Raw genomic sequence first — 20,052 nt, 5'->3', positions numbered from 1 at the left:
TCAGCGCAGCAGCCTGAGGGGTACGGCGCGGGCGAGGGCGCCGTACCCCGCCGGGTTGAGGTGGAGGTGGTCGCCGGTGTCGTAGGCCGGGAGGAGATTGCGCGGGGCGGCGGGGTCGCGGACCGCGGCGTCGAAGTCGAGGAGCGCGTCGAACCGGCCGCTCGCCCGGATCCAGGTGTTGATCCGCTGCCGGGTCTGCTCGCGCAGCCCGGCGGGGTCGTCGTAGCTGGTGTTGGCGCCGATCGGGGTCAGGGTCGCGCCGTAGACGCGCAGGTCCCGGGCCTGGGCGCGGGTGATGATCTGGTCGTACGCGGCCAGCAGCTCGTCGCCCACCGACTGCTGCGCCGTGGGGGTCGCGGCGGCCGTACCTATGTCGTTGATGCCCTCGAAGACGATCAGGCGGGTGGCGCCGCCGAGCGCCAGGACGTCGCGGTCGAGGCGGGCGAGGGTGCTGGGCCCGAGCCCGTCGTGCAGGACGCGGTTGCCGCCGGCGGCCTGGTTGAGCAGGGCGATTCCGATGGGGAGGCGGGCGGCGAGCTGGTCGGGCCAGCGGTCGTTGCCGTTGGTGGTCGAGCCGCGGCCGTCGGTGAGGGAGTCGCCGAGGATGACCGTGGCGGTGGAGTCGCCGGCAGTGTGGACGTCGATGCCGCTGACGAGGTACCAGTGGTCGACGGGCGTCGCGCCGGGCAGGGCGGGGTCGTCGTGGTGGTCCCCGCTGAGCAGGTGGGACGTGGTGCGCGAGCCCGGGTGCGAGGTGATCTGCGTGTCCGGCTGGCCCGTCGCGAGGTAGGTGGTCACCGTCAGCACCCCGGGCGTGCTCAGGGCGACCGGATCGGAGACTGCCTGCGCGCCGGGCGGGACCGTGACGAAGGGGCGGCCCGAGAACGTCACCGGGTGGGACGTGCCGGGCTCGATCTCGGCGGCTCCGGCACGGCCACCGAGCGGGCGGGCCAGGGAGACCGCGGTGAGGGTCAGGTCGGAGGTGCCGAAAGCATTCGAGAAACGTACGCGCACCTGGTCGCCCGGCACCCGCACGAGCACGGTCTGGCGCACGGTCGTGTCGGCGAGGGCGGTGAACGGCGCCGGTGGCAGGTTGCCGGGCTCGGTGAGCTGGGGCATCGCCACCCAGCCGGGCAGCCAGCGCCGGCCCGGGCGAGGGTGGGACCGGGGCCGGAACGCCGCCGCGACGGCTGCCGCGGTGCCGGTGGCGAGGATCGCGCGGCGGTTCATCGGGTCACCTTCCTGCTCTCGGGCGGGCCGAGATAGCTGTAGTGGACGCCGCCCGTGTCGACGACGAGACGCTGCATGATCACCGTCGGGTCGATCATCCAGAACTTCAGCGTGTGGCGGCCCGCGCCGGTGATCTGGTGGGTGGTGGTCGTGACGTTGGCGTTGTCGGACGTGTTGCGTTCCCACTGACGGTTCATCGTGGTGTCGTCGGCGCCGGTCGCCGCGGTGATGTCCACGGTCTGCGGTGGCTGGTCGTCGATGGACACCGCGTAGCGGGGATGGTCGTTGCGCGGGGACAGCACGGCCGTCACGTCGACCGGGCCGCTGCTGGTCAGCGTCATCTCGTACTCAAGCCGGGCGCCGTCGCCGCCGAGCGGCTTGATGCCGTCGCCGGTCTTGGCGATGCCCGGCAGCAGCTGCCAGTCACCGATCTTGCGGGTGTAGTGGGTGGCGTCCATCGCGACGTAACCGTTGGCCTCCACGAAGCCCTGCGGGCGGGTCACCCGGTTGTCGATCGGGGCCTGGACCACGACCTGCGCGCCGCCGGGGCCGGTGATGGTGATCGGTATGGTCGTCACGCCGCGCGGTGCCCGGGACCAGTCGACGCGTACGGAGGCCCGGATCTGCTTGTCCACCGTGCCCTTGCGCGGTGTGATGCTGATCCACGGCGCTGCCGCGCTGATCGCGTACGCAAATGGTGTCGTGCCTTTGTTGTAGACCTCGATGAATTGCGTGGGCTGGGCCTGGAACGGGCTGAAAGCGGGCAGCGTCACCGGATCACCGCCGTCGAGCGCGACCCCCATCGACGCCGCGGCGGGCACGTCGATCCGTTGCAGGTAGGGGTAGATCTCGTCGGGCAGTGCCACGTTGTTCAGCTCCGGTTGCTGCCAGGGCGCGTTCGGGCCGTACCGGGCGACATTGCCGTAACCGATTTTGGGCTGCAGCTGCCAGTTGCGCCATTTTCCGGTGTTGTAGCGCGCGTTGAGCCCCTGGTCGACGGCGAAGTAGGACTCGGCGGCGTCGGCGAGGTCGTTCGTGGCGGCGCGGCCCTGCCCGGCGTAGCGGATGTTGGTGAATTCGGCGCGCCGCAGGGCGTACAGATTGGCGGTCGCATTGACCTGATAGCCGACCAGATGGAAGAAGGCTGTCTCCCAGGCCTGAGGCACCTTGATTCTGTTCGCGCGGGCCGCCAGGGCCTGCCATTCCGCGGTGACCCGGTCCATTTCGCCGTAGTCGGTGAGGCTGAACGGGCTCGCCTGGTCGTCGTAGGTGATGACCTTCGTGGCGGGATCGATGGTGATGCGGCGGTTGAGCAGTTCGGGCTTACGCCGTGACTGGAGCCGGCCGTATTCGCCGAGCACTTCCGCGATCGGACCGGCGAGCCGGGTGCCGAAGTTCTGCGCGGCGTACTGCCGTTCCCATTCGCCGAGCAGGGTCACCGGCCACGCCTTCGGGTCCCAGGCATAGTCGAGGAAGAACTGCGTGGGGAGCTCCTCGTTCTTCAGGTCACCCACATTGACCATCCACAACCGGTCCACCCCCGACCGGTACGCGAGATCGAGCTGTTCCCACGTATTCGTCAGATTGACCGTGTCAGCCCATTTGTAGTTGCGCCCGCCGCCCACGTAGTCGAAGTGGTAATACATGCCGTACCCGCCGGACCGGGCCGGGAGCGACGCGTCGGGAAGCTCGCGCAGGTTGCCCCAGTTGTCGTCGCAGAACACGACCGTGACGTCGTCCGGTGGCCGGTATCCCTTGTCCCAGTAGCGCTGCACCTCCTTGTAGAGGGTCTGCACCTGGGGCGCGTCGATCAGCCCGGTCTCGCGCAGGATCTGCCGCTGGGTGTCGATGATCGAGCTCATCAGGTCGATGCCGTCGCCGTCGGGCAGGCTGACGTCACCGTTGCCCCGCATCCCGAGCGTGATCACGCCCTCGATCTTCTGGTCAGCCATTCTCTGGGCGCCGTCACGCCAGTACGCCTTGATCGCGTCGGCGTTGCGCCGGAAGCTCCACTCCCCGGTGCCGGCCGGGTGCCGGTTCCACTCCTCGATGCCCCGCATCATCGGCGCCTCGTGCGAGGTGCCCATCACGACGCCGTAGAACGAGGCGGTGGCGTGGTTGAGCGGATCGTCCTCGGCGAACGCGCGCCCCCACACGGCCGGCCACAGGTAGTTGGCCCGCAGCCGCAGCATCGTCTCGAACACCTTGGCGTAGTAGTCGGCGTTGAGCCCGCCGGGATAGCCGGGTGCCTTGCCGGGGCCGAAGTAGCCGGGCGCCCACGTGCCGGTGGCCGGGTTCTCGTCGTTGATGAAGAAACCCCGGTACTTCACGGCGGGTGTGCCCTGGGTGTGCCGGCCGGGCAGGACGTAGGCGGCGTCGCGGTGGCGGGCGGGCACGTCGTCCCAGAAGTGCCACGGCGAGACCCCGAGGCGTTTCGACAGATCGTAGACGCCGTAGATGGTGCCGCGCTGGTCGCTGCCGGCGATGACGAACGCCCGCCGGACCCCGGGCAGCGGGTTGTCGACGACCTGCTCGACGGATGTTTCCCACTTCCCGGCGATGCCGCGCACGTCGAGCCTGCCGGCGGCGACGAGCCGGTCGATCAGCGGGCTCTTGCCGATCGTGCCGACCAGGACCGGGCTGCCCGCTGAGGCGCCCGGCATCCGGTCGTGTCCCACCGCGGGGGTCACGCCGGTGACGGCGGCGATGTCGGTCCGCAGGTCGTCCACCACCCGGATCACCCCGGCGTGGTCGGCGGCGCTGACCACCAGCGGCGCTGCCCTGCCGCCTGCCACGAGCGGGAAGCGGCCGGGCCCTGGCTGGTCGGAGACGTAGCTGCCAGGTTCCTCTTTCAGTACGCCTTTCACGTCCTCTCTCACCTCGCCTTGAGCGGACCGGTTCACGGCAGCGTTCGCGCCGGGGGCGGCGATGGTGATGGCGAGGATCAGGGGCGCGGCGAGCAGGGCGCGGGTGAGGGAGCGGAACATGGCGCCTCCGGAAGTTTCGGAGCTGGCCTCGGTGGACTTCCCAACCTAGAGGGCCATATTCAGCCACGTCAATGTCGGTCTTGAAGCCCGAAACTTCCGGCCGGTGCGATCCCGTGGAGAAGCAGGTCGATGGAGCGGTCGGCGGCGGCGACCGCGTCGCCGGCGGACTCGGCGGCGCTGCGCACCATCGTGAAGAGCAGCAGCAGGTCGGCGGGGGTGAGGTCCGCGCGGATGAGCCCCTGCTGCTGGGCGTGGCGCAGCGGTTCGGCGAACGCCGTGACCAGGTGCTGCTCGATGCGGCGGCGCTCGGGTGCGGCCAGCCGCTCGGCGAGCAGCACGAGCGGGCGCATCGCGATCTGGGCGTGCAGCACCTCGCGCAGCAGTGGCCGAAGGTCGGTGCACGCGGCCGCTGCGTCCCGCACCTGCGCCAGGTGGTGCTCGATCACGGCGACGATCAGCGTGTTGCGATCCGGGAAGTGCCGGTAGAGCGTCGCCTGCCCGATCCCCGCGCGGCGCGCGATCTCGGGGATCGGCCGCGACGACCCCGGTCCACCGAGGACGGCACTCGCGGCCTCGATGATCGCGGTCCGGTTGCGCAGGGCGTCGCTGCGACGGGAGAGGCGCGCACCGTAGAGCACAGCCTGGACGTTACCGGCCGGTAACGAGAATGTCATCATCTTCAATTTCTCGTTACCGGCTCCTACGCTGCCGCCACCTTCGCTCCGGGGAGTTCCCATGGCGCCACGCCGCAAGACCGTCCTGCTCGCCCTGCTGTTGCTGCTCTTCCCGCTGGCCCTGGCACCGGGTACGCCGGCCACCGCCGCCCCCGCGATCACTGCGCTGCGCTTCGCCGACATCCCGAGCGGCGGGGTGACGCTCAAGGCCACCGTCGTCATGCCCGCCGCGCGGGGCAGCTATCCGGCCGCGATCATGCCGTCGAGCTGGGGCCTCAACGACCTCGAGTACGTGGCTCAGGCGCAGGCGTTCGCCGCGCGCGGGTACGTCGTCGTGTCGTACACGCCGCGCGGGTGGTGGCTGTCCGGCGGCGAGATCGACACCGCCGGGCCGCAGGACCTCGCCGACCTGTCCACGGTGATCGACTGGGCGCTCGCGAACACGGACGCCGACCCCGCGCGGATCGGGGCGGCCGGGGTCTCGTACGGTGCCGGGATCAGCCTGCTCGGCGCCGGAACCGACCCCCGCATCCGCGCCGTCGGCGTGCTCAGCGGCTGGACCGACCTGGCGTATTCGCTCTACGGCGACGAGACGCGGCACCGCCAGGCCGCCGACCTGCTCGGCATCGCCGCGACCCTGCTCGGGCACCCCGGCGCGGAACTCACGGACAAGCTGGCCGATTTCGCCGCGAACCGCGACGTCGACCAGGTCGTCACCTGGGCGTCCACGCGCTCCGCGGCCACGCATCTCGACCAGATCAACGCCAACGCGCCCGCCGTCCTGATCGCCAACGCGTGGGGCGACTCGTTCTTCCCACCGAACCAGCTCACCGGCTTCTTCGACCGCCTGACCGGCCCGAAGCGCCTCGAACTGCGCCCCGGCGACCACGCGATCGCCGAGCTGACCGGTCTGGCGGGCCTGCCCAACGACGTGTGGACCAGCCTCGCCCGGTGGTTCGACCAGTACCTCGCGGGCCGCGACACCGGCATCGGGGCCGAACCCGCCGTCCGGATCACCCCGTGGAACGCCCCCGCCGAGCAGTACCCGACGTGGGCCGCGCTCAGCACGGCGACAACCCGCTACGGCCTCGGCGGGATCCGTACGCTCGACGGCACCGGCCTGCTCGGCGGCGCGGCCACCACGGGCTGGAGCAAGGCGCTGCCCACCGACCGGGACACCGTCGCCAACGGGGGACTGGTCCTGCTCACCAACGGCGCCGCGGCGTTCACCGGCCGGCGCCCCTGGATCTGGCTGCCCGCCGTGGACCGCACCCGGGCCGGCGTCTGGGCCGCCGAACGCCCCACGTCGGTCACACGGCTGCGGGGCATCCCGCGCCTGCACGTGAACCTCAGTGGCACCGACGCGACCGGGACCGTGGTGGCGTACCTGTACGACCTTGATCTGGCCGGCAAGGCCTCGCTGATCACCCACGCCCCGGCAGGCTGGCACACTACCTCTGGCGGGGCCCGCACGCTCGACCTCGGCCTGGGAGCGACGGCCTACGACCTCCCGGCCGGCCATTCCCTCACCCTGGTCCTGGACACGACCGACCCGCTCTACTACGACGACAACGCCCCGAACCGCTCGATCACCGTCACCGGCGGCTCCTACCTGGACGTCCCGCTCCGGTAGCGGCTCAGTATTTCTCGGCGCAGGAGTCGGCGTCGGCGACCTTGGTCAGCAGGCGCTCGAGCTGGTCGCGCTCGCGGGGGGTCAGGGCGGCGAAGAGGTCGTCGTCGGTCTTGTCGAGGACCTCCTCGACCGTGTGCAGGGTCCTCGTGCCGTCGGCGGTCATCACCACGATGTGCCGCCGGCGGTCGGCGGGGTCGCGCTGCCGGGAGACCAGGCCGCGGCCCTCCAGCTCGTTGAGCACGGTGACCACGGCGCTCGGGTCGACGCCGAGCAGGTCGATCAGCGTCTGCTGGTTGACCGGGCCCGCGGCCAGCTGCGTCAGCGTGAACGCGGACCGCATGGTCAGCCCGGCATCGGCCAGGGCGTCCCGCACCCGGTCGCCGGCCACCACGCCCCGGCCGGAGAGCAGCACACCGAGCTTCGTCGTCAGCACGAAATTACTTTACCCCACCCGGATGGTAGTGGCGTAAAGATCGTTGTACGCTTCCAACGATCTGTTCAGAGCAACTATTTGGGGTCTTCCATGTTCATCGCCTATACCGTCGTCGCCGTCGTGCTCGCCCTGGCGAACGTCGGCACTGCCGTCGCCAAGCTCCGCCGCGCCGAGCCCGCCACCTCCGGGTTGCTGGCCACCGAGGTGCCGGAGTCGTGGTTCGTGCCGCTGGCGTTGCTGAACCTCGCCGGCGCGGCCGGGCTGCTGATCGGCATCGGCTGGCGCCCGCTGGGCATCGCCGCGGCGGCCGGGCTCGTCCTCTACTTCGGCGGCGCGCTGGGCTTCCACGTGCGCGCCAAGGACTTCAAGGGCATGCCGATGCCGGGAGCGTTCTTCGTCCTCTCGGTCCTGGCCCTGGTCCTCGGGATCGCCGCACGGTGACATCGCGGCGCGTGGTGGCGTCCCGTCAGCGGGTGAGGCCCAGTTCACCGGCGCGCAGGCCGGCCTGGAAGCGGGAGCCGGCGTCGAGGACGGTCATGAGGTCGGCCACGCGGCGCCGGTAGGTGCGCAGGGAGATCCCGAGCCGCCGGGACGCCGACTCGTCGGTGAGCCCCGCGCCGAGGGCCTCGAGGACCAGCCGGGCGTCGGAGTCGGGGTAGGGCACCTCACCGCGCAGGTACGTGTCCATGTCGGCGGCGGTGTCCCAGATCGTGCGGAACAGCGAGCGGACACCGTCGACCAGGTTGGGTGAGGTCGTCACGGTGTACTCGCGGCCCGCGGGGTCGTCCGCGCCGGCGAGGATCATCACGCGGCGGTCGATGATGATCGTTTCCTGGGGGAGCTGGGCGCCGCTGATCCGGACGCGGGCACCTGCACCGCGTACCAGTCGCAGGTGGTCCCGGGTCTTCTCGTCGATGAGGGCGAGCGGGCTGAGCAGCTTGTCGACGACGAGGCCCGTGGCGCGCATGCGTTCCGGCACGGCGTCCCTGGCCTCCGGGCGCAGCCACGTCCTCAGGTCCCGGGTGGCGCACAGGAACTCCGTCCGCGCCGATCGGAACAGGTGACCGGCGCGCGCGATCAGCTCCGCGTCACCACGTACCGAGAAGACCTGGGGGTCCTGCATGTCCCCAGTGTGGCAGCAAGCTGTCACGCGCTCGCCCGGCCGCCGGGTGGCGGCCACGATGGGAGCCATGACCAACACCTTCCCCCTCGGCGGGGACCTGACCGTCAACCGGCTCGGCTTCGGCGCGATGCGGCTGGCCGGCGCCGCGAGCGGCATCGCGGTGCTCCGGCGCGCCGTGGAACTGGGCGTCAACCACATCGACACGGCCGCCTTCTACGGGCGGGGGACGGTGTGGGCGAACGACCTGATCCGGACGGCGCTGACGCCGTACCGGGACGACCTGGTGATCGCCACGAAGGTCGGGCCGCTGCCGGGTCCGGACGGGCTGCCGACCGGGCGCGCGGCTGCCGATCAGCTGCGCGGGCTGGTCGAGGCGGATCTGCGTACGCTCGGCGTGGACCGGCTCGACCTGGTGTATCTGCGGGCGAACGGGGCGCCGGGCAGCGAATCGATCAGCGACCGGTTCGCGGTGCTGGCCGAGCTGCGTGCGCAGGGGCTGATCCGGCACCTGGGCGTCAGCCACGTCGACGCGGTCCAGCTCGCCGAGGCCCGCGCGATCGCACCCGTCGTCGCGGTGCAGAACCTGCACACCGCGGACCGGACGCTGCTGGAGGTGTGCGAGGGGGCGGGCATCGCGTACGTGCCGTACTTCCCGCTCGGGGGTGGGATCTATCCCCTCGAAGGGCTCGACGACGAGGCGGCCCGGCTCGGCGTGACCGTCGCGCAGGTCCAGCTCGCCCGGCTCCTCGCGTCGTCGCCGTCGATCCTGGCCATCCCGGGTACCGGGTCGCTGGAGCATCTCGAGGAGAACATCGCGGCTAGCGAGCTGGACCTCAGCGCCGCGATTATACCAATTTTATGGTCCTGATTTTTATGGGTCATACCTATTGTTTAAGAAGTCACTTCGGGTAGTCTGAGTGTCTAAATTGAATAAACTATTCAGCGCCGGTAGAGGGCTGTGGCAAATGGCTTTCCTCGCGCTGTTGCGGTGCTGGTATCAGGGGAATGCCGCCCCAGAGTGGTTGATAGTTTCTTCCTGAACCGTAGTAGTGTGGGATGTCCGACGGGGTTGCCAGTACGGTGTTACTGATTTCGCCAAATAGGCGCGATATTAAAGCACCCAAGGGAGGCTCTCCTCTGTCGGGGGAAGCCTGGATGGGTATTAATGGCTCGTGAAGATCTAGGCCCCGGAAGTTCGCGAGACCAGCTTCGCTGGCGCCATCTTGCGCCCATCCCCAAAAGTAGCAGGCCTCGCCTAGAATGCATAGGCACTGAATCATATGCTTACGGTCCAACTTTTGATTAACTTTTATGAATCGGCTTACCAATTCTTCGAGGGATGTGCTGTGATCGCGCTTAACAGCGACGATGGCCGAGAAGAGCGGATTGCCGATTTCCTGCGAACCTGGCTCAAGGGGTCTATTTTCTGTTATCTGATTGGTAGCATTTTCTGGACGGTCCAGCCGCTTGCAAATAACGAGCTTCTTCATGGCCTCGTCGAGAGTTGTTAGGGATAGTGTCTGCTTAACCTCTAGGACGGCATAGACTCCCTCGATTGGCATGACGTGTTGCCGGTCGTCTAATGTAGCTCGTTGTTTGATGCTTGGGAACCAAGTGTCATTGAAGATTACGACGTCGCAATCCCCGGCGGTGCGCCCATTGCGGTCCGAGACCATTCCGCATGTCACTTGGTATCGACGGGGAAGTATATTGCTAAGTTCGTCCCTGAGAATAGCCTCGATCACTGCTCCGGAAGAGAAGTTTGAGGATCGCGTTCCGATCGCGGATTCGGCTTGTAAGAGCAGGCGGCGTTCCATCCAGTGGCATCGTTCGTTGAAAGCTCGATCCATCCCCGAGCCCGATGGTTTTGGCTGCCAAGATTCAATCATGGAACGCATGTCGAAATCATTCATTGACTTAGGGCCCTCGTTTATTAATAACCGCAGGATGTGTTAAATAAAAGCTGCTTGTTCCCATAGTGTCATAATCACCCAAACGGATTACCGTCATTAGGGTGAGGGCTGCACTACATCCTTGGCTGCTACCTGCGGTGCGACGACCATCGGGAGGCTATGCACGACTGGTTCGCCTAAATCATGGGTCTGGGACCAGGCCAACGCTCAAGATCATGAGGAAGCGTCGCGGCGATTTATACGTCTTCCAGATCACATTTGAGTTCGGTGGCTCCCAACGATCGGCATTTTCCCCTGGTTAGGTTGCCGCAGTCGTGAGACTGGTCAGCAGGCGGAGCTTCTCGGCGCTGTCGCTGCCCTCGTCGGCGTAGTAGAGGACCAGGAGCAGGTTGCCGGCGGGAAGTTTGTCGCGGTGCAGGGTGAGCTCGCCGACGATCGGGTGCCGGACCGTCATCGAGCCGCCCTGCAGCTCGCGGACGTCGTGGCGGGCCCAGAGCGTACGGAACCGGGCGCTCGCCAGCGACAGTTCGCCGACCAGCTCGACGATCCGGGCGTCGTCGCCGTACTCGCCGATGTTCTGCCGGAACGCGGCGACGAAGCCCGCGACGGAGCGTTCCCAGTCGGCGTGGAACGCCCGTTCCTCCGGGTCGAGCAGCAGTGAGCGCAGTCTGTTCTCGCCGACGCGGAGGCGGGGTGACAGCGCCGTGGCGAGGGGGTTGGCCGCCAGCACGTCGAACGCGCGGCCCTCGACGAACGCCGGCACCCCGATCGCGGCCAGCAGATGGTGCAGCCGTGCGGGAACGTGCTCGCTCCGGCGCCGCGGGCGGGTGCGGGGCCGGGGTGCGGCGAGGTCGGTCAGGTAGCGGCGCTCGACGTCGTCGAGCTGCAGGACCCGGGCCAGCGCGTCGAGCACCTGCGGCGACGGGTTGCTGTCCCGGCCGCGTTCCAGCCGCAGGTAGTAGTCCGCGCTGATCCCCGCCAGCAGCGCCACCTCCTCGCGGCGCAGCCCACTGACCCGGCGGCGGATGCCGGGCTGGATCCCGGCCTGCTCCGGGGAGATCAGATCGCGCCGCGCCTTGAGATAGGCGCCGAGCCGGTTCGTGGGGTCGTCGCCGCTCATGACGCCGAGGTTAGTCCCGGCAGCGCCGCGTAGCAGGGGTCCTGCCACTACCCGGATCCGCACGGTCCTTCCTGCGCCCCGCGGCCGGTGCGACCTTGGGATCATGGACATCACGAACAGCACGGTCTTCATCGCCGGCGCGACCTCCGGCATCGGGCTGGGGCTCGCCCGCCGCTTCGCCGCCGCCGGCGCCACGGTCGTCATCGGCGGCCGCCGCCCAGCCCCGGAAAGCCCAGCCCCGGAAGGCTCAGCCGCGGACGGCGGTGAGTTCGCCACCGTCGAGATCGACGTCACCGACCCGGACTCGGTGACACGGGCCCGCGACAAGGTGCTCGCGAGCCACCCCGGCCTGGACGTCGTCATCACGATGTCCGGCGTCATGCTCCTGGAGGACCTGCGTGACCCGGCACACTTCACCGCCGCCGAGACCACCGTCGAGACCAACCTGCTCGGCACGATCCGCGTACTCGACGCGTTCACCCCGCACCTCATCTCGCGCGGCGCGGGCACGTTCGTCACGGTCACCTCGGGCATCGCGTTCCTGCCGTTCCCGCTGATGGCCACGTACGCGGCTTCCAAGGCGGGCGTGCACGCCTACTCCGAGGCGCTGCGCGCGCAGCTCGAGGGCACCGGCGTCGAGGTCACCGAACTGGTCCCGCCGGCCGTCGCCACGCTGCCGGAGCACAAGAAGGCGAACCCGCGCGCCCTGGACCTGGACGACTTCCTCGACGAGGTCATGGGACAGCTCGGCCAGACCCCGACCCCCCACGAGATTCTGGTGCAGGGCGTCCTGCAACACCGCTGGGCCGAACGCGACGGCACGTACGCCGACCTGGTCGCCCAGCGCTCCCAGACGCTCAAGAACCTCCCGGGCCGCTGATCGCCAGAGCTTTCAACGCGGTCAGGGCCTGGGGGAGCGGGTCGGGGCCCATGGGGCGCAGGACGATGGTGGTGGCGCCGGTGGCTTCGAGGTCGGTGACGCGGGGTTCGATGATTGACTCCGGGCCGAGGACGGAGAAGACGTCTGCCGGGGGTACGCCGAGCCAGGCGGCCTGGCCCTCGATGGCGTCGCTGATCTCCTCGGCGGCCCGGGCTTCGGTTTCCGCGATACGCAGGTAGGTGAAGACGATCAGCTCGTGGGCCGGGCGGTCGCCGGTGGCGCGGCCGCGGGCGATCGCGTCGAGGGCGTCCTTGATGCGGGCCGGGCCGAAGCCCTCCGGCAGGATCGTGCCGTCGGCGTGCTTGCCGGAGAGCTCCAGCGAGCGGGGGCCGACCACGCCCGCGACCAGTGGCGGGGCCTCGGCCGGCGGGTGGACCAGGGTGATGCCGTCGACGGTGACCTCGCGGCCGGTCAGCTCGACCTTGTCGCCGTGCAGCAGGCCGCGGACCGCTTCGATGGTCTCCGAGAGCAGGGCGAGTTTGCCCTTGTGCTCGGCGCCGACCTGACGCATCCATTCGGGTACGCCGTGACCCAGCCCCGCGACGAGCCGCCCCGGATAGACGCGGGCGAGCGTGGCCAGCTCCATGGCGAGAAGCGCCGGATTGCGCAGCGGGACCGGGGCGATGCCGATGCCGACCCTGATCCGGGTGGTCGCCGCGAGGGCGATCGTCGCCGTGGCGATCGAGCCCGGCCAGGACAGATCCTCGACCACCCACAGGTCGTCGGCGCCGGCCTCCTCCACGGCGCGGGCGAAGCCGGGGAGCTCCTCGGGGGCGATGTCACGGTCGAAGAGGATGCCGATGCGGGAGGCCATCACGCGACCATACCGGCGCGCTACTGCCGAGCGGTGAGGGGCGTTGCGATGGATTCCAGGCTCTGGCGTTCGGCCTTGACGCCGAGGAACGCTTCGACCAGGCCCGCCGCGATCATCAGGACCGCGCCGATCACGAACGCCACGACGGTGTCGCCGGTCCTGCCCGTGCCGACGAGGTGGGCGAAGAGCAACGGCCCGGTGATGCCGCCCGCCGCTGTGCCGATGGCGTAGAAGAACGCGATGGCCAGGGCGCGGGTCTCCATCGGGAAGATCTCGCTGACCGTGAGATACGCCGAGCTCGCGCCCGCCGAGGCGAAGAAGAGCACGACACACCAGCATGCCGTCATGGTCACGGCGCTGAGCACACCGGCCGAGAACAACCAGGCAGTGCCGAGCAGGAGTACGCCCGACAGCACGTACGTTCCCGTGATCATGATCTTCCGGCCGACCGAGTCGAACAGCGGGGCGAGCAGCAGCGGGCCGAGCAGGTTGCCGACCGCGATCACCGCGAAGTAGTAGCCGGTGCTGCCCGAGGGGACGTCGAAGAACGTCTGCAGGATCTGGGCGTAGCCGAACGTGATGGCGTTGTAGAGGAACGCCTGGCCGATGAAGAGGGCGAGGCCCAGCCCCGCGCGCCTGGGGTACTGGCGGAACAGCGTCTTCGCGATCTCGCCGAAGCTGATCGTCGTGCGCTGCTCGATGGTGATGTACTGCTCGGCCGGTTCCAGGGTGACGTCGTCCTCGCGTTCGACGGTCCGTTCGACGTCGTCGACGAGCTGTTCCGCCTCCTGGCCGCGGCCGTGGATGAAGAGCCAGCGGGGGCTCTCCGGCACGTGACGGCGTACCAGCAGGATCACCAGGCCCAGCACCACGCCCAGGCCGAACGCCACCCGCCAGCCCCAGCCGACCGGGAGCTGGGTGAGGATCGGGACCGTGAGCAGGGCGCCGAAGGCCGCACCCGCCCAGTAGGTGCCGTTGATGATCAGGTCGATGCGGCCGCGGTGGCGGGCCGGGATCAGCTCGTCGATGGCCGAGTTGATGGCGGCGTACTCACCGCCGATGCCCGCGCCGGTGATGAAGCGGAAGACGAAGAACCACACCGGGTTGAAGCTGAGCGCGGTCATCGCCGTGCCGACGAGGTAGACGGCCAGGGTGAGCATGAAGAGCTTCTTGCGGCCGAACCGGTCGGTCAGCCAGCCGAAGAACAGGGCGCCGACGCACGCGCCGAGGACGTAGATGGCGGCGCCGAGCCCGGTCACCTGGCTCTGCGTGATCGCGAGGCCGCTGCCGTCCTCGGAGAGCCGGCCGGACAGGTTGCCGACGATGGTGACTTCCAGGCCGTCGAGGACCCAGACGGTCCCGAGGCCGATGACGATCATCCAGTGCCAGCGCGCCCAGGGGAGTCTGTCGAGCCGTGCGGGCACGTTTGTCCGCACTGTCCCCGTGTCAGAGGTGGTCATGTGATGCGATCTACCCGATGGAAACATGCATTATGCAGGGTCTGGCGAGGTACAAAGACGGCATGACAGAGCTCACCCCTCGCCGCCGGATGCTGATCCTCGGGATCTGTTGCATGAGCCTGTTCATCGTGGGGCTGGACATCACGATCGTGAACATCGCGCTGCCGTCGCTGCGGGTCGATCTGGACTCGTCGGTGTCCGGGTTGCAGTGGGTGATCGACGCGTATTCGCTGGTGCTGGCGAGTTTGCTGGTGCTCTCCGGGTCGACGGCCGATCGGGTGGGGCGGCGGCGGGTCTTCCAGATCGGGCTGGCGCTGTTCACGCTCGGGTCGCTCGCCTGCAGCCTCGCGCCGAGTCTCGGGTGGCTGATCGCGTTCCGGGCGTTGCAGGCGGTGGGCGGGTCGATGCTGAACCCGGTGGCCATGTCGATCATCACGAACACGTTCACCGAGCCGCGGGAGCGGGCGCGGGCGATCGGGGTGTGGGGCGGCGTGGTCGGGCTGAGCATGGCGGCCGGGCCGCTGCTCGGTGGCGTGCTCGTGGCCGGGCTGGGGTGGCGGTCGATCTTCTGGGTCAACGTGCCGGTGGGGGTCGCCGCGATCGTGCTCGCCGCGCTGTTCGTGCCGGAGTCGCGGGCCGCCGAGCCGCGCGGGCTGGACCCGGTGGGGCAGGTGCTGGTGCTGGTCACGCTCGCGTCGGTGACGTTCGGGATCATCGAGGGGCCGAACGCGGGGTGGGCGTCGCCGCTGATCCTCGGGTGCTTCGCCGTGGGGGCGGCGGCGCTGGCGACGCTGATCCCCTACGAGAACCGCCGCGCGCAGCCGTTGCTCGACCTGAACGTGTTCCGCAGTGTGCCGTTCTCCGGGGCGACCCTGATCGCGGTGTGCGCATTCGGCGGGCTCGGCGGGTTCCTGTTCCTCAACGCGATCTACCTGCAGGACGTGCGCGGGTTGTCGGCGCTGCAGGCGGGGCTCTACACGTTGCCGATGGCGCTGACCACGGCGGTGATCGCGCCGCTGTCGGGGCGGATCGTCGGCGCACGCGGACCGCGGTTGCCGCTCATCCTGGCGGGGGCGGGGATCGCGCTGGCCATGATCCCGCTGAGCCGGCTGGCTGCCGATACGCCGGTGTGGGTGCTGGCGGTCAGTTACGTGCTGTTCGGCTTCGGGTTCGGGATGGTCAACGCGCCGATCACGAACACTGCGGTGTCGGGGATGCCGCGCGCGCAGGCCGGGGTGGCGGCGGCGATCGCGTCGACGAGCCGTCAGGTGGGGAGCTCGCTGGGGGTCGCTGTGATCGGGGCCGTGGTCGCGTCGGGGCTGGGCAGTGACACGGCGCTGCGGTTCGCGGTCGCGTCGCACCCCGCGTGGTGGATCATCTTTGTCTGCGGGGTCGCGATTTTGACGCTCGGTCTCGTCACGACCACGGCGCGGGCACGTGCCACGGCGGCGCGCGTCGAAGCCCCCGAGCCCGTAGCCGCGGCGATCTGACAGCAACACCGATCTGACAGCAACACCGATCCGGCAGCAACACCGAGCTGGCAGCGACACCGAGCCGGCAGCGACACCGAGCCGGGTGCCTCGGCGATCCGAGATCCGGCTGCCGGGAGACGGTGCCGGCGGCGGGTTGGACCACTTACGCACGTGGAGGGAGTGGGGATCCCGTTCGGGCGCCGCCAGGGCGCCTGGGATCGCCGGGACCGACCCTCGGTGGGAACTGCGGTCTGTACCCATTCCTGAGCTGCGACATGCGCCTTTATGTCTGTGATGTTCTCGTGAATTTCTGGCCTGCGCGGCGCGGCCAAAACTGGTGTGATGGTCGGATGAAAATCTGGCCGGGGAATCCCTACCCGCTCGGCGCCACCTATGACGGCGGCGGCACCAACTTCGCGCTGTTCTCCGAGGTTGCCGACCGGGTGGAGTTGTGCCTGTTCGACGATGACGGCACCGAGACGCGGGTTGATCTGCCGGAGCGCGAGGCCCTGGTCTGGCACGGTTATCTGCCGCGGGTGGTGCCCGGGCAGCGTTACGGATACCGCGTCCACGGACCGTACGACCCGTCCCAGGGCCTGCGGTCCAACCCGTCGAAGCTGCTGCTGGACCCCTACGCGAAGGCGATCGAGGGACACAACGAGTGGAGCAATGCGCTCTTCTCCTACCATTTCGGCGATCCGTCGCAGCTCAACGATCAGGATTCGGCGCCGTTCGCGATGCGGTCGGTCGTCGTCAATCCGTGGTTCGACTGGGGCAACGACCGGCCGCTGCGGATCCCGTGGCACCAGACGGTCATCTACGAGGCGCATGTGAAGGGCATGACGGCTCGTAATCCCAAGATTCCCGACGATGTGCGCGGCACCTATTCCGGGCTGGCGCACCCGGCGATGATCATGCATTTCAAGGAGCTCGGGGTCACCGCCGTCGAGTTGATGCCGGTGCACCAGTTCGTGCACGACAGCGGCCTGATCGAGCGGGGTCTGACGAACTACTGGGGTTACAACACGATCGGTTTCTTCGCCCCGCACAACGACTATTCGTCGTTCGGCGGGCGCGGCGGGCAGGTGCAGGAATTCAAGGCCATGGTGAAGGCGCTGCACGCGGCCGGCATCGAGGTCATTCTCGACGTGGTCTACAACCACACCGCCGAGGGCAACCACATGGGCCCGACGCTGTCGTTCCGGGGCATCGACAACCCGGCCTATTACCGGCTCGTCGACGACGACAAGCAGTTCTACTACGACACGACCGGCACCGGTAACAGCCTCAACGTGCGGCACCACGAATCGCTGCGGCTCATCATGGATTCGCTGCGGTACTGGGTGACCGAGATGCACGTCGACGGTTTCCGCTTCGACCTCGCGTCGGCGCTGGCCCGGGAATTCCACGAGGTGGACCGGCTGGCCGCCTTCTTCGACCTGGTCAACCAGGACCCGGTGGTGTCGCAGGTGAAGCTGATCGCCGAGCCGTGGGACGTCGGCGACGGCGGTTACCAGGTCGGTGGGTTCCCGCCGTTGTGGACGGAATGGAACGGCAAGTACCGCGACAGTGTCCGGGACTTCTGGCGCGGTGAGCCCTCCAGCCTGGGCGAGTTCGCGTCGCGGTTCACCGGCTCCTCCGACCTCTACGAGATCGACGGCCGGCGCCCGATCGCCTCCATCAACTTCGTCACCGCGCACGACGGGTTCACCCTCAACGACCTCGTCTCCTACAACGAGAAGCACAACGACGCGAACGGCGAGGAGAACCGCGACGGCGAGAGCCACAACCGTTCCTGGAACGGCGGGGTGGAGGGCCCGACCGAGGATCTCGAGATCCTGAAACTGCGGGAACGCCAGAAGCGCAACTTCCTGGCCACGCTGCTGCTGTCCCAGGGTGTGCCGATGGTCGCCCACGGCGACGAGCTGAGCCGCACCCAGCAGGGCAACAACAACGTGTACGCGCAGGACAGCGAGCTCAGCTGGATCGACTGGGAGGACGCCCGCCACCACGACGTGCTGACGCTCTTCACCCAGCGGCTGACGAAGCTGCGCGCCGATCACCCGATCTTCCGCCGCCGCCGGTTCTTCACCGGGGACCCGGCCGGTGACAACAAGATCCCGGACATCGCGTGGCTACGCCGTGACGGCGAGCCGATGACCTCCGAGGACTGGAACGAGCAGTCGGGGATGACGATGACGGTCTTCCTCAACGGTGAGGGCATCCCGGAGCAGGACGCGCTCGGCGAGCCGATCGTCGACAGCTCGTTCCTGGTGCTGTTCAACCCGCTCGGCGACCCGGTGGCGTTCACGGTGCCGCCGCGCTCCTACGGCCGGGGCTGGGAGACCGTCGTCGACACGGCTGACCCGCTGCTCGCCAACCGCAAGCGCACGGTCCGCGCAGGCGGCAACATCGAGGTCGGCGGTCACACCATGGTCGTGCTCAAGAACCGCTGACATCAGGAAATCCCGGACCCGGGACGGACCAGGCCGGTCTCGTACGCGAGGACAGCGGCCTGGATCCGGTCCCGTAACCCGAGTTTCATGAGGATCGCCGACAGGTGGCTCTTGACCGTGGCCCGGCTCAGGTGCAGCTTGTCGGCGATCTCGTCGTTGGAGAGCGCCCGCGCGACGAGGGTCAGCACCTCGACCTCCCGCACGCTGAGCATGTCGAGGCGCGGTGACGTCCCGGCCGGCGCAGGCGCGGCGGCGAACCGGTCCAGCAGCCGCCGGGTGACCGTGGGGGCGAGCAGCGCGTCGCCGCGGGCCACCACCCGGATCGCGTCGGCCAGCTCGGCGGGGCGGATGTCCTTGAGCAGGAAACCGCTGGCCCCGGCCCGCAGCGCGGCGACGACCGGCTCGTCGAGGTCGAACGTCGTCAGCATGATGATCCGGGCCGGGTTGCCCGCCGCCGCGATCCTGCGGGCCGCCTCGATGCCGTCCGTCCCGGGCATCCTGACATCCATCAGGACGACGTCGGGGCGCAGCTCCTCCGCCAGCCGTACCGCCGCCGCGCCGTCCCCGGCCTCGCCCACCACCTCCAGGTCGTCCCGGCCGTCGATGATCAGCGCGAACCCGGCCCGGACCAGCTCCTGATCGTCCGCGATGAGCACCCGGATCATGCCGCGACCATCGCTTCCCTCGGGAATGCCGCTCGGACCCTGAATCCGCCGCCCGGCGTCGGGCCCGCGTCGAGGGTGCCACCGAGCAACCGGGCCCGCTCCTGCATGCCGACGATGCCGCGCTGCCCGGACCCGGAGACCCGGCCCGCCGGTCGCGCCGGGCCGTCGTCGCGGATCTCGACGCTGACCTCGGCCGGGGAACAGGAGACCGTGACCCGCGCCCGGGTGGCGTGACTGTGCCGCAGCGTGTTGGTCAGCGACTCCTGCACGATCCTGTACGCGGACAGGTCCACCGCCGCCGGAACCGTGACCTCGACCGTCTCCAGCTCCACGCGCAGCCCGGTGGCCTCCATCGACGCCGCGAGCGCCGCCAGCCGGTCGAGGCCGGGCTGCGGGCCGAGCTCCCCGGCGTCCTCGGAGAGGGTGTGCAGCAGCACCCGCAACTCCTGCAGCGTCGAGCGGGCCGCCGTACCTATCGTGGTGAGTGCCTTGCGGGCCTGGTCGGGGCGCCGGTCGAACACGTCCTCAGCTGCCTGTGCCTGCACCACGATCACCGAGACGGTGTGGGCGAGCACGTCGTGCAACTCCCGGGCGATACGGGTGCGTTCCTGCGCGGCGATGGCCCGGCGCTCGTCCTCGCGGCGCAACGCCCGGGTGCGGCCCAGCTCGCCCAGCGACCAGCCGATCGTCGGCCCGGCCACACCGAGCAGCAGGTTGCGCCAGTCGCCGCCACCGGCCGTCTCCCAGGGCGCCCCGGCGATCAGCAGCGCCAGCACCGGCACCGACCGTCGCGGCGTGCGCACCCGGGCATACGCGGCCAGCAGCGCGGCGGCCTGCCCGAGATAGCCGAGCTCGGGCATGAGCACCTCGAGCCCGATCCCGGCGGCGATCGCGACCGCCATGGACGCCTCGGGGTGTTCCCGCATCGGGATCAGCGCCCCGGCCTGGACCGCTGCCAGCGCGACGGTCAGGGCCAGCGCCCATGGGCCCGCGGGCGTGCCCGGGGTGACCAGCACGAGCGTGGTCAGGATCAGGAAGAGCGTGCCGGCGAAGGCGAGGTCGATCGCCTGCCGGCGGCTGCACCGCGGTGTCATACCTGAAGAGCCTAGGGAGGCAGGGGCGCGGGAGCATC

Annotated in this window: 17 protein-coding genes; 6 read left to right on the top strand and 11 right to left on the bottom strand. The window is 69.3% G+C overall.

Annotated features, from left to right (window positions below; genetic code table 11):
- The 3 genes from Aco04nite_RS49665 to Aco04nite_RS20500 all read right to left on the bottom strand — a co-directional run bounded on the left by Aco04nite_RS49665 (window position 1) and on the right by Aco04nite_RS20500 (window position 4,855).
- Complete coding sequence (locus Aco04nite_RS49665) at window positions 1-1,230, bottom strand: SGNH/GDSL hydrolase family protein (protein ID WP_212998858.1); 1,230 nt, start codon at window positions 1,228-1,230, stop codon at window positions 1-3.
- Complete coding sequence (locus tag Aco04nite_RS20505; protein WP_212998857.1) at window positions 1,227-4,217, bottom strand: glycosyl hydrolase 115 family protein; 2,991 nt, start codon at window positions 4,215-4,217, stop codon at window positions 1,227-1,229. Before Aco04nite_RS20505 ends, Aco04nite_RS49665 begins: the two co-directional genes overlap by 4 nt.
- Window positions 4,218-4,285: 68 nt before the next feature.
- Window positions 4,286-4,855: a TetR/AcrR family transcriptional regulator gene (locus tag Aco04nite_RS20500; RefSeq protein ID WP_212998856.1), complete on the bottom strand. Its 570-nt coding sequence runs from the start codon at window positions 4,853-4,855 to the stop codon at window positions 4,286-4,288.
- Between the two features lie 97 nt (window positions 4,856-4,952).
- Here Aco04nite_RS20500 and Aco04nite_RS20495 point away from each other — a divergent pair, with 97 nt between their 5' ends.
- The gene (locus tag Aco04nite_RS20495) at window positions 4,953-6,524 is read left to right on the top strand and encodes a CocE/NonD family hydrolase (protein WP_212998855.1); all 1,572 of its coding nucleotides are present in this window, start codon (window positions 4,953-4,955) and stop codon (window positions 6,522-6,524) included.
- 4 nt (window positions 6,525-6,528) lie between these two features.
- Here Aco04nite_RS20495 and Aco04nite_RS20490 read toward each other — a convergent pair whose 3' ends face one another.
- Complete coding sequence (locus Aco04nite_RS20490; RefSeq protein WP_212998854.1) at window positions 6,529-6,957, bottom strand: MarR family winged helix-turn-helix transcriptional regulator; 429 nt, start codon at window positions 6,955-6,957, stop codon at window positions 6,529-6,531.
- A gap of 90 nt (window positions 6,958-7,047) precedes the next feature.
- Between Aco04nite_RS20490 and Aco04nite_RS20485 the strand changes: the two genes are divergently transcribed.
- Complete coding sequence (locus Aco04nite_RS20485) at window positions 7,048-7,398, top strand: DoxX family protein (RefSeq protein ID WP_212998853.1); 351 nt, start codon at window positions 7,048-7,050, stop codon at window positions 7,396-7,398.
- A 25-nt stretch (window positions 7,399-7,423) separates the two neighbouring features.
- On the opposite strand, the gene Aco04nite_RS20480 is transcribed toward Aco04nite_RS20485, so the two are convergent.
- On the bottom strand, window positions 7,424-8,149 hold the full coding sequence (locus Aco04nite_RS20480) for a helix-turn-helix domain-containing protein (RefSeq protein ID WP_212998852.1): 726 nt from the start codon (window positions 8,147-8,149) through the stop codon (window positions 7,424-7,426).
- On the opposite strand from Aco04nite_RS20480, the gene Aco04nite_RS20475 reads away from it, so the two are divergent.
- Window positions 8,148-8,948 (top strand): aldo/keto reductase, encoded by an 801-nt coding sequence (locus tag Aco04nite_RS20475; RefSeq protein WP_212998851.1) that lies wholly within the window; start codon window positions 8,148-8,150, stop codon window positions 8,946-8,948. The two genes, Aco04nite_RS20480 and Aco04nite_RS20475, sit on opposite strands and share 2 nt — an antisense overlap.
- A gap of 67 nt (window positions 8,949-9,015) precedes the next feature.
- Here Aco04nite_RS20475 and Aco04nite_RS20470 read toward each other — a convergent pair whose 3' ends face one another.
- The gene (locus Aco04nite_RS20470) at window positions 9,016-9,993 is read right to left on the bottom strand and encodes a DUF6602 domain-containing protein (RefSeq protein ID WP_212998850.1); all 978 of its coding nucleotides are present in this window, start codon (window positions 9,991-9,993) and stop codon (window positions 9,016-9,018) included.
- A 298-nt stretch (window positions 9,994-10,291) separates the two neighbouring features.
- Entirely contained in the window at window positions 10,292-11,113 is an 822-nt protein-coding gene (locus Aco04nite_RS20465; protein ID WP_212998849.1) for a helix-turn-helix transcriptional regulator, read from the bottom strand.
- Window positions 11,114-11,216: 103 nt separating this feature from the next.
- Here Aco04nite_RS20465 and Aco04nite_RS20460 point away from each other — a divergent pair, with 103 nt between their 5' ends.
- On the top strand, window positions 11,217-11,993 hold the full coding sequence (locus Aco04nite_RS20460) for an SDR family oxidoreductase (protein WP_212998848.1): 777 nt from the start codon (window positions 11,217-11,219) through the stop codon (window positions 11,991-11,993).
- Here the strand turns inward: Aco04nite_RS20460 and Aco04nite_RS20455 are convergent.
- On the bottom strand, window positions 11,971-12,867 hold the full coding sequence (locus Aco04nite_RS20455) for an LLM class flavin-dependent oxidoreductase (RefSeq protein ID WP_212998847.1): 897 nt from the start codon (window positions 12,865-12,867) through the stop codon (window positions 11,971-11,973). The two genes, Aco04nite_RS20460 and Aco04nite_RS20455, sit on opposite strands and share 23 nt — an antisense overlap.
- A 20-nt stretch (window positions 12,868-12,887) precedes the next feature.
- Window positions 12,888-14,327: an MFS transporter gene (locus Aco04nite_RS20450; RefSeq protein ID WP_212998846.1), complete on the bottom strand. Its 1,440-nt coding sequence runs from the start codon at window positions 14,325-14,327 to the stop codon at window positions 12,888-12,890.
- Between the two features lie 62 nt (window positions 14,328-14,389).
- On the opposite strand from Aco04nite_RS20450, the gene Aco04nite_RS20445 reads away from it, so the two are divergent.
- Both Aco04nite_RS20445 and glgX read left to right on the top strand, forming a co-directional pair.
- A complete protein-coding gene (locus Aco04nite_RS20445) occupies window positions 14,390-15,817 on the top strand; it encodes a DHA2 family efflux MFS transporter permease subunit (protein WP_212998845.1) in 1,428 nt (475 codons plus the stop codon).
- A 332-nt stretch (window positions 15,818-16,149) separates the two neighbouring features.
- Window positions 16,150-18,255, top strand: a complete 2,106-nt coding sequence (glgX, locus tag Aco04nite_RS20440; RefSeq protein WP_212998844.1) for a glycogen debranching protein GlgX — start codon at window positions 16,150-16,152, stop codon at window positions 18,253-18,255.
- 2 nt (window positions 18,256-18,257) lie between these two features.
- Here the strand turns inward: glgX and Aco04nite_RS20435 are convergent, their stop codons facing one another.
- Complete coding sequence (locus Aco04nite_RS20435) at window positions 18,258-18,920, bottom strand: response regulator (protein ID WP_212998843.1); 663 nt, start codon at window positions 18,918-18,920, stop codon at window positions 18,258-18,260.
- Window positions 18,917-20,014: a sensor histidine kinase gene (locus Aco04nite_RS20430; protein WP_212998842.1), complete on the bottom strand. Its 1,098-nt coding sequence runs from the start codon at window positions 20,012-20,014 to the stop codon at window positions 18,917-18,919. Before Aco04nite_RS20430 ends, Aco04nite_RS20435 begins: the two co-directional genes overlap by 4 nt.
- Window positions 20,015-20,052: the final 38 nt, after the last annotated feature.

The sequence above is a fragment of the Winogradskya consettensis genome (assembly GCF_018332715.1).
Taxonomy (GTDB): Bacteria; Actinomycetota; Actinomycetes; order Mycobacteriales; family Micromonosporaceae; genus Actinoplanes; species Actinoplanes consettensis.
Note: the sequence above shows the minus strand (reverse complement) of the source record. Positions and strands in the feature narration are given on the sequence as shown.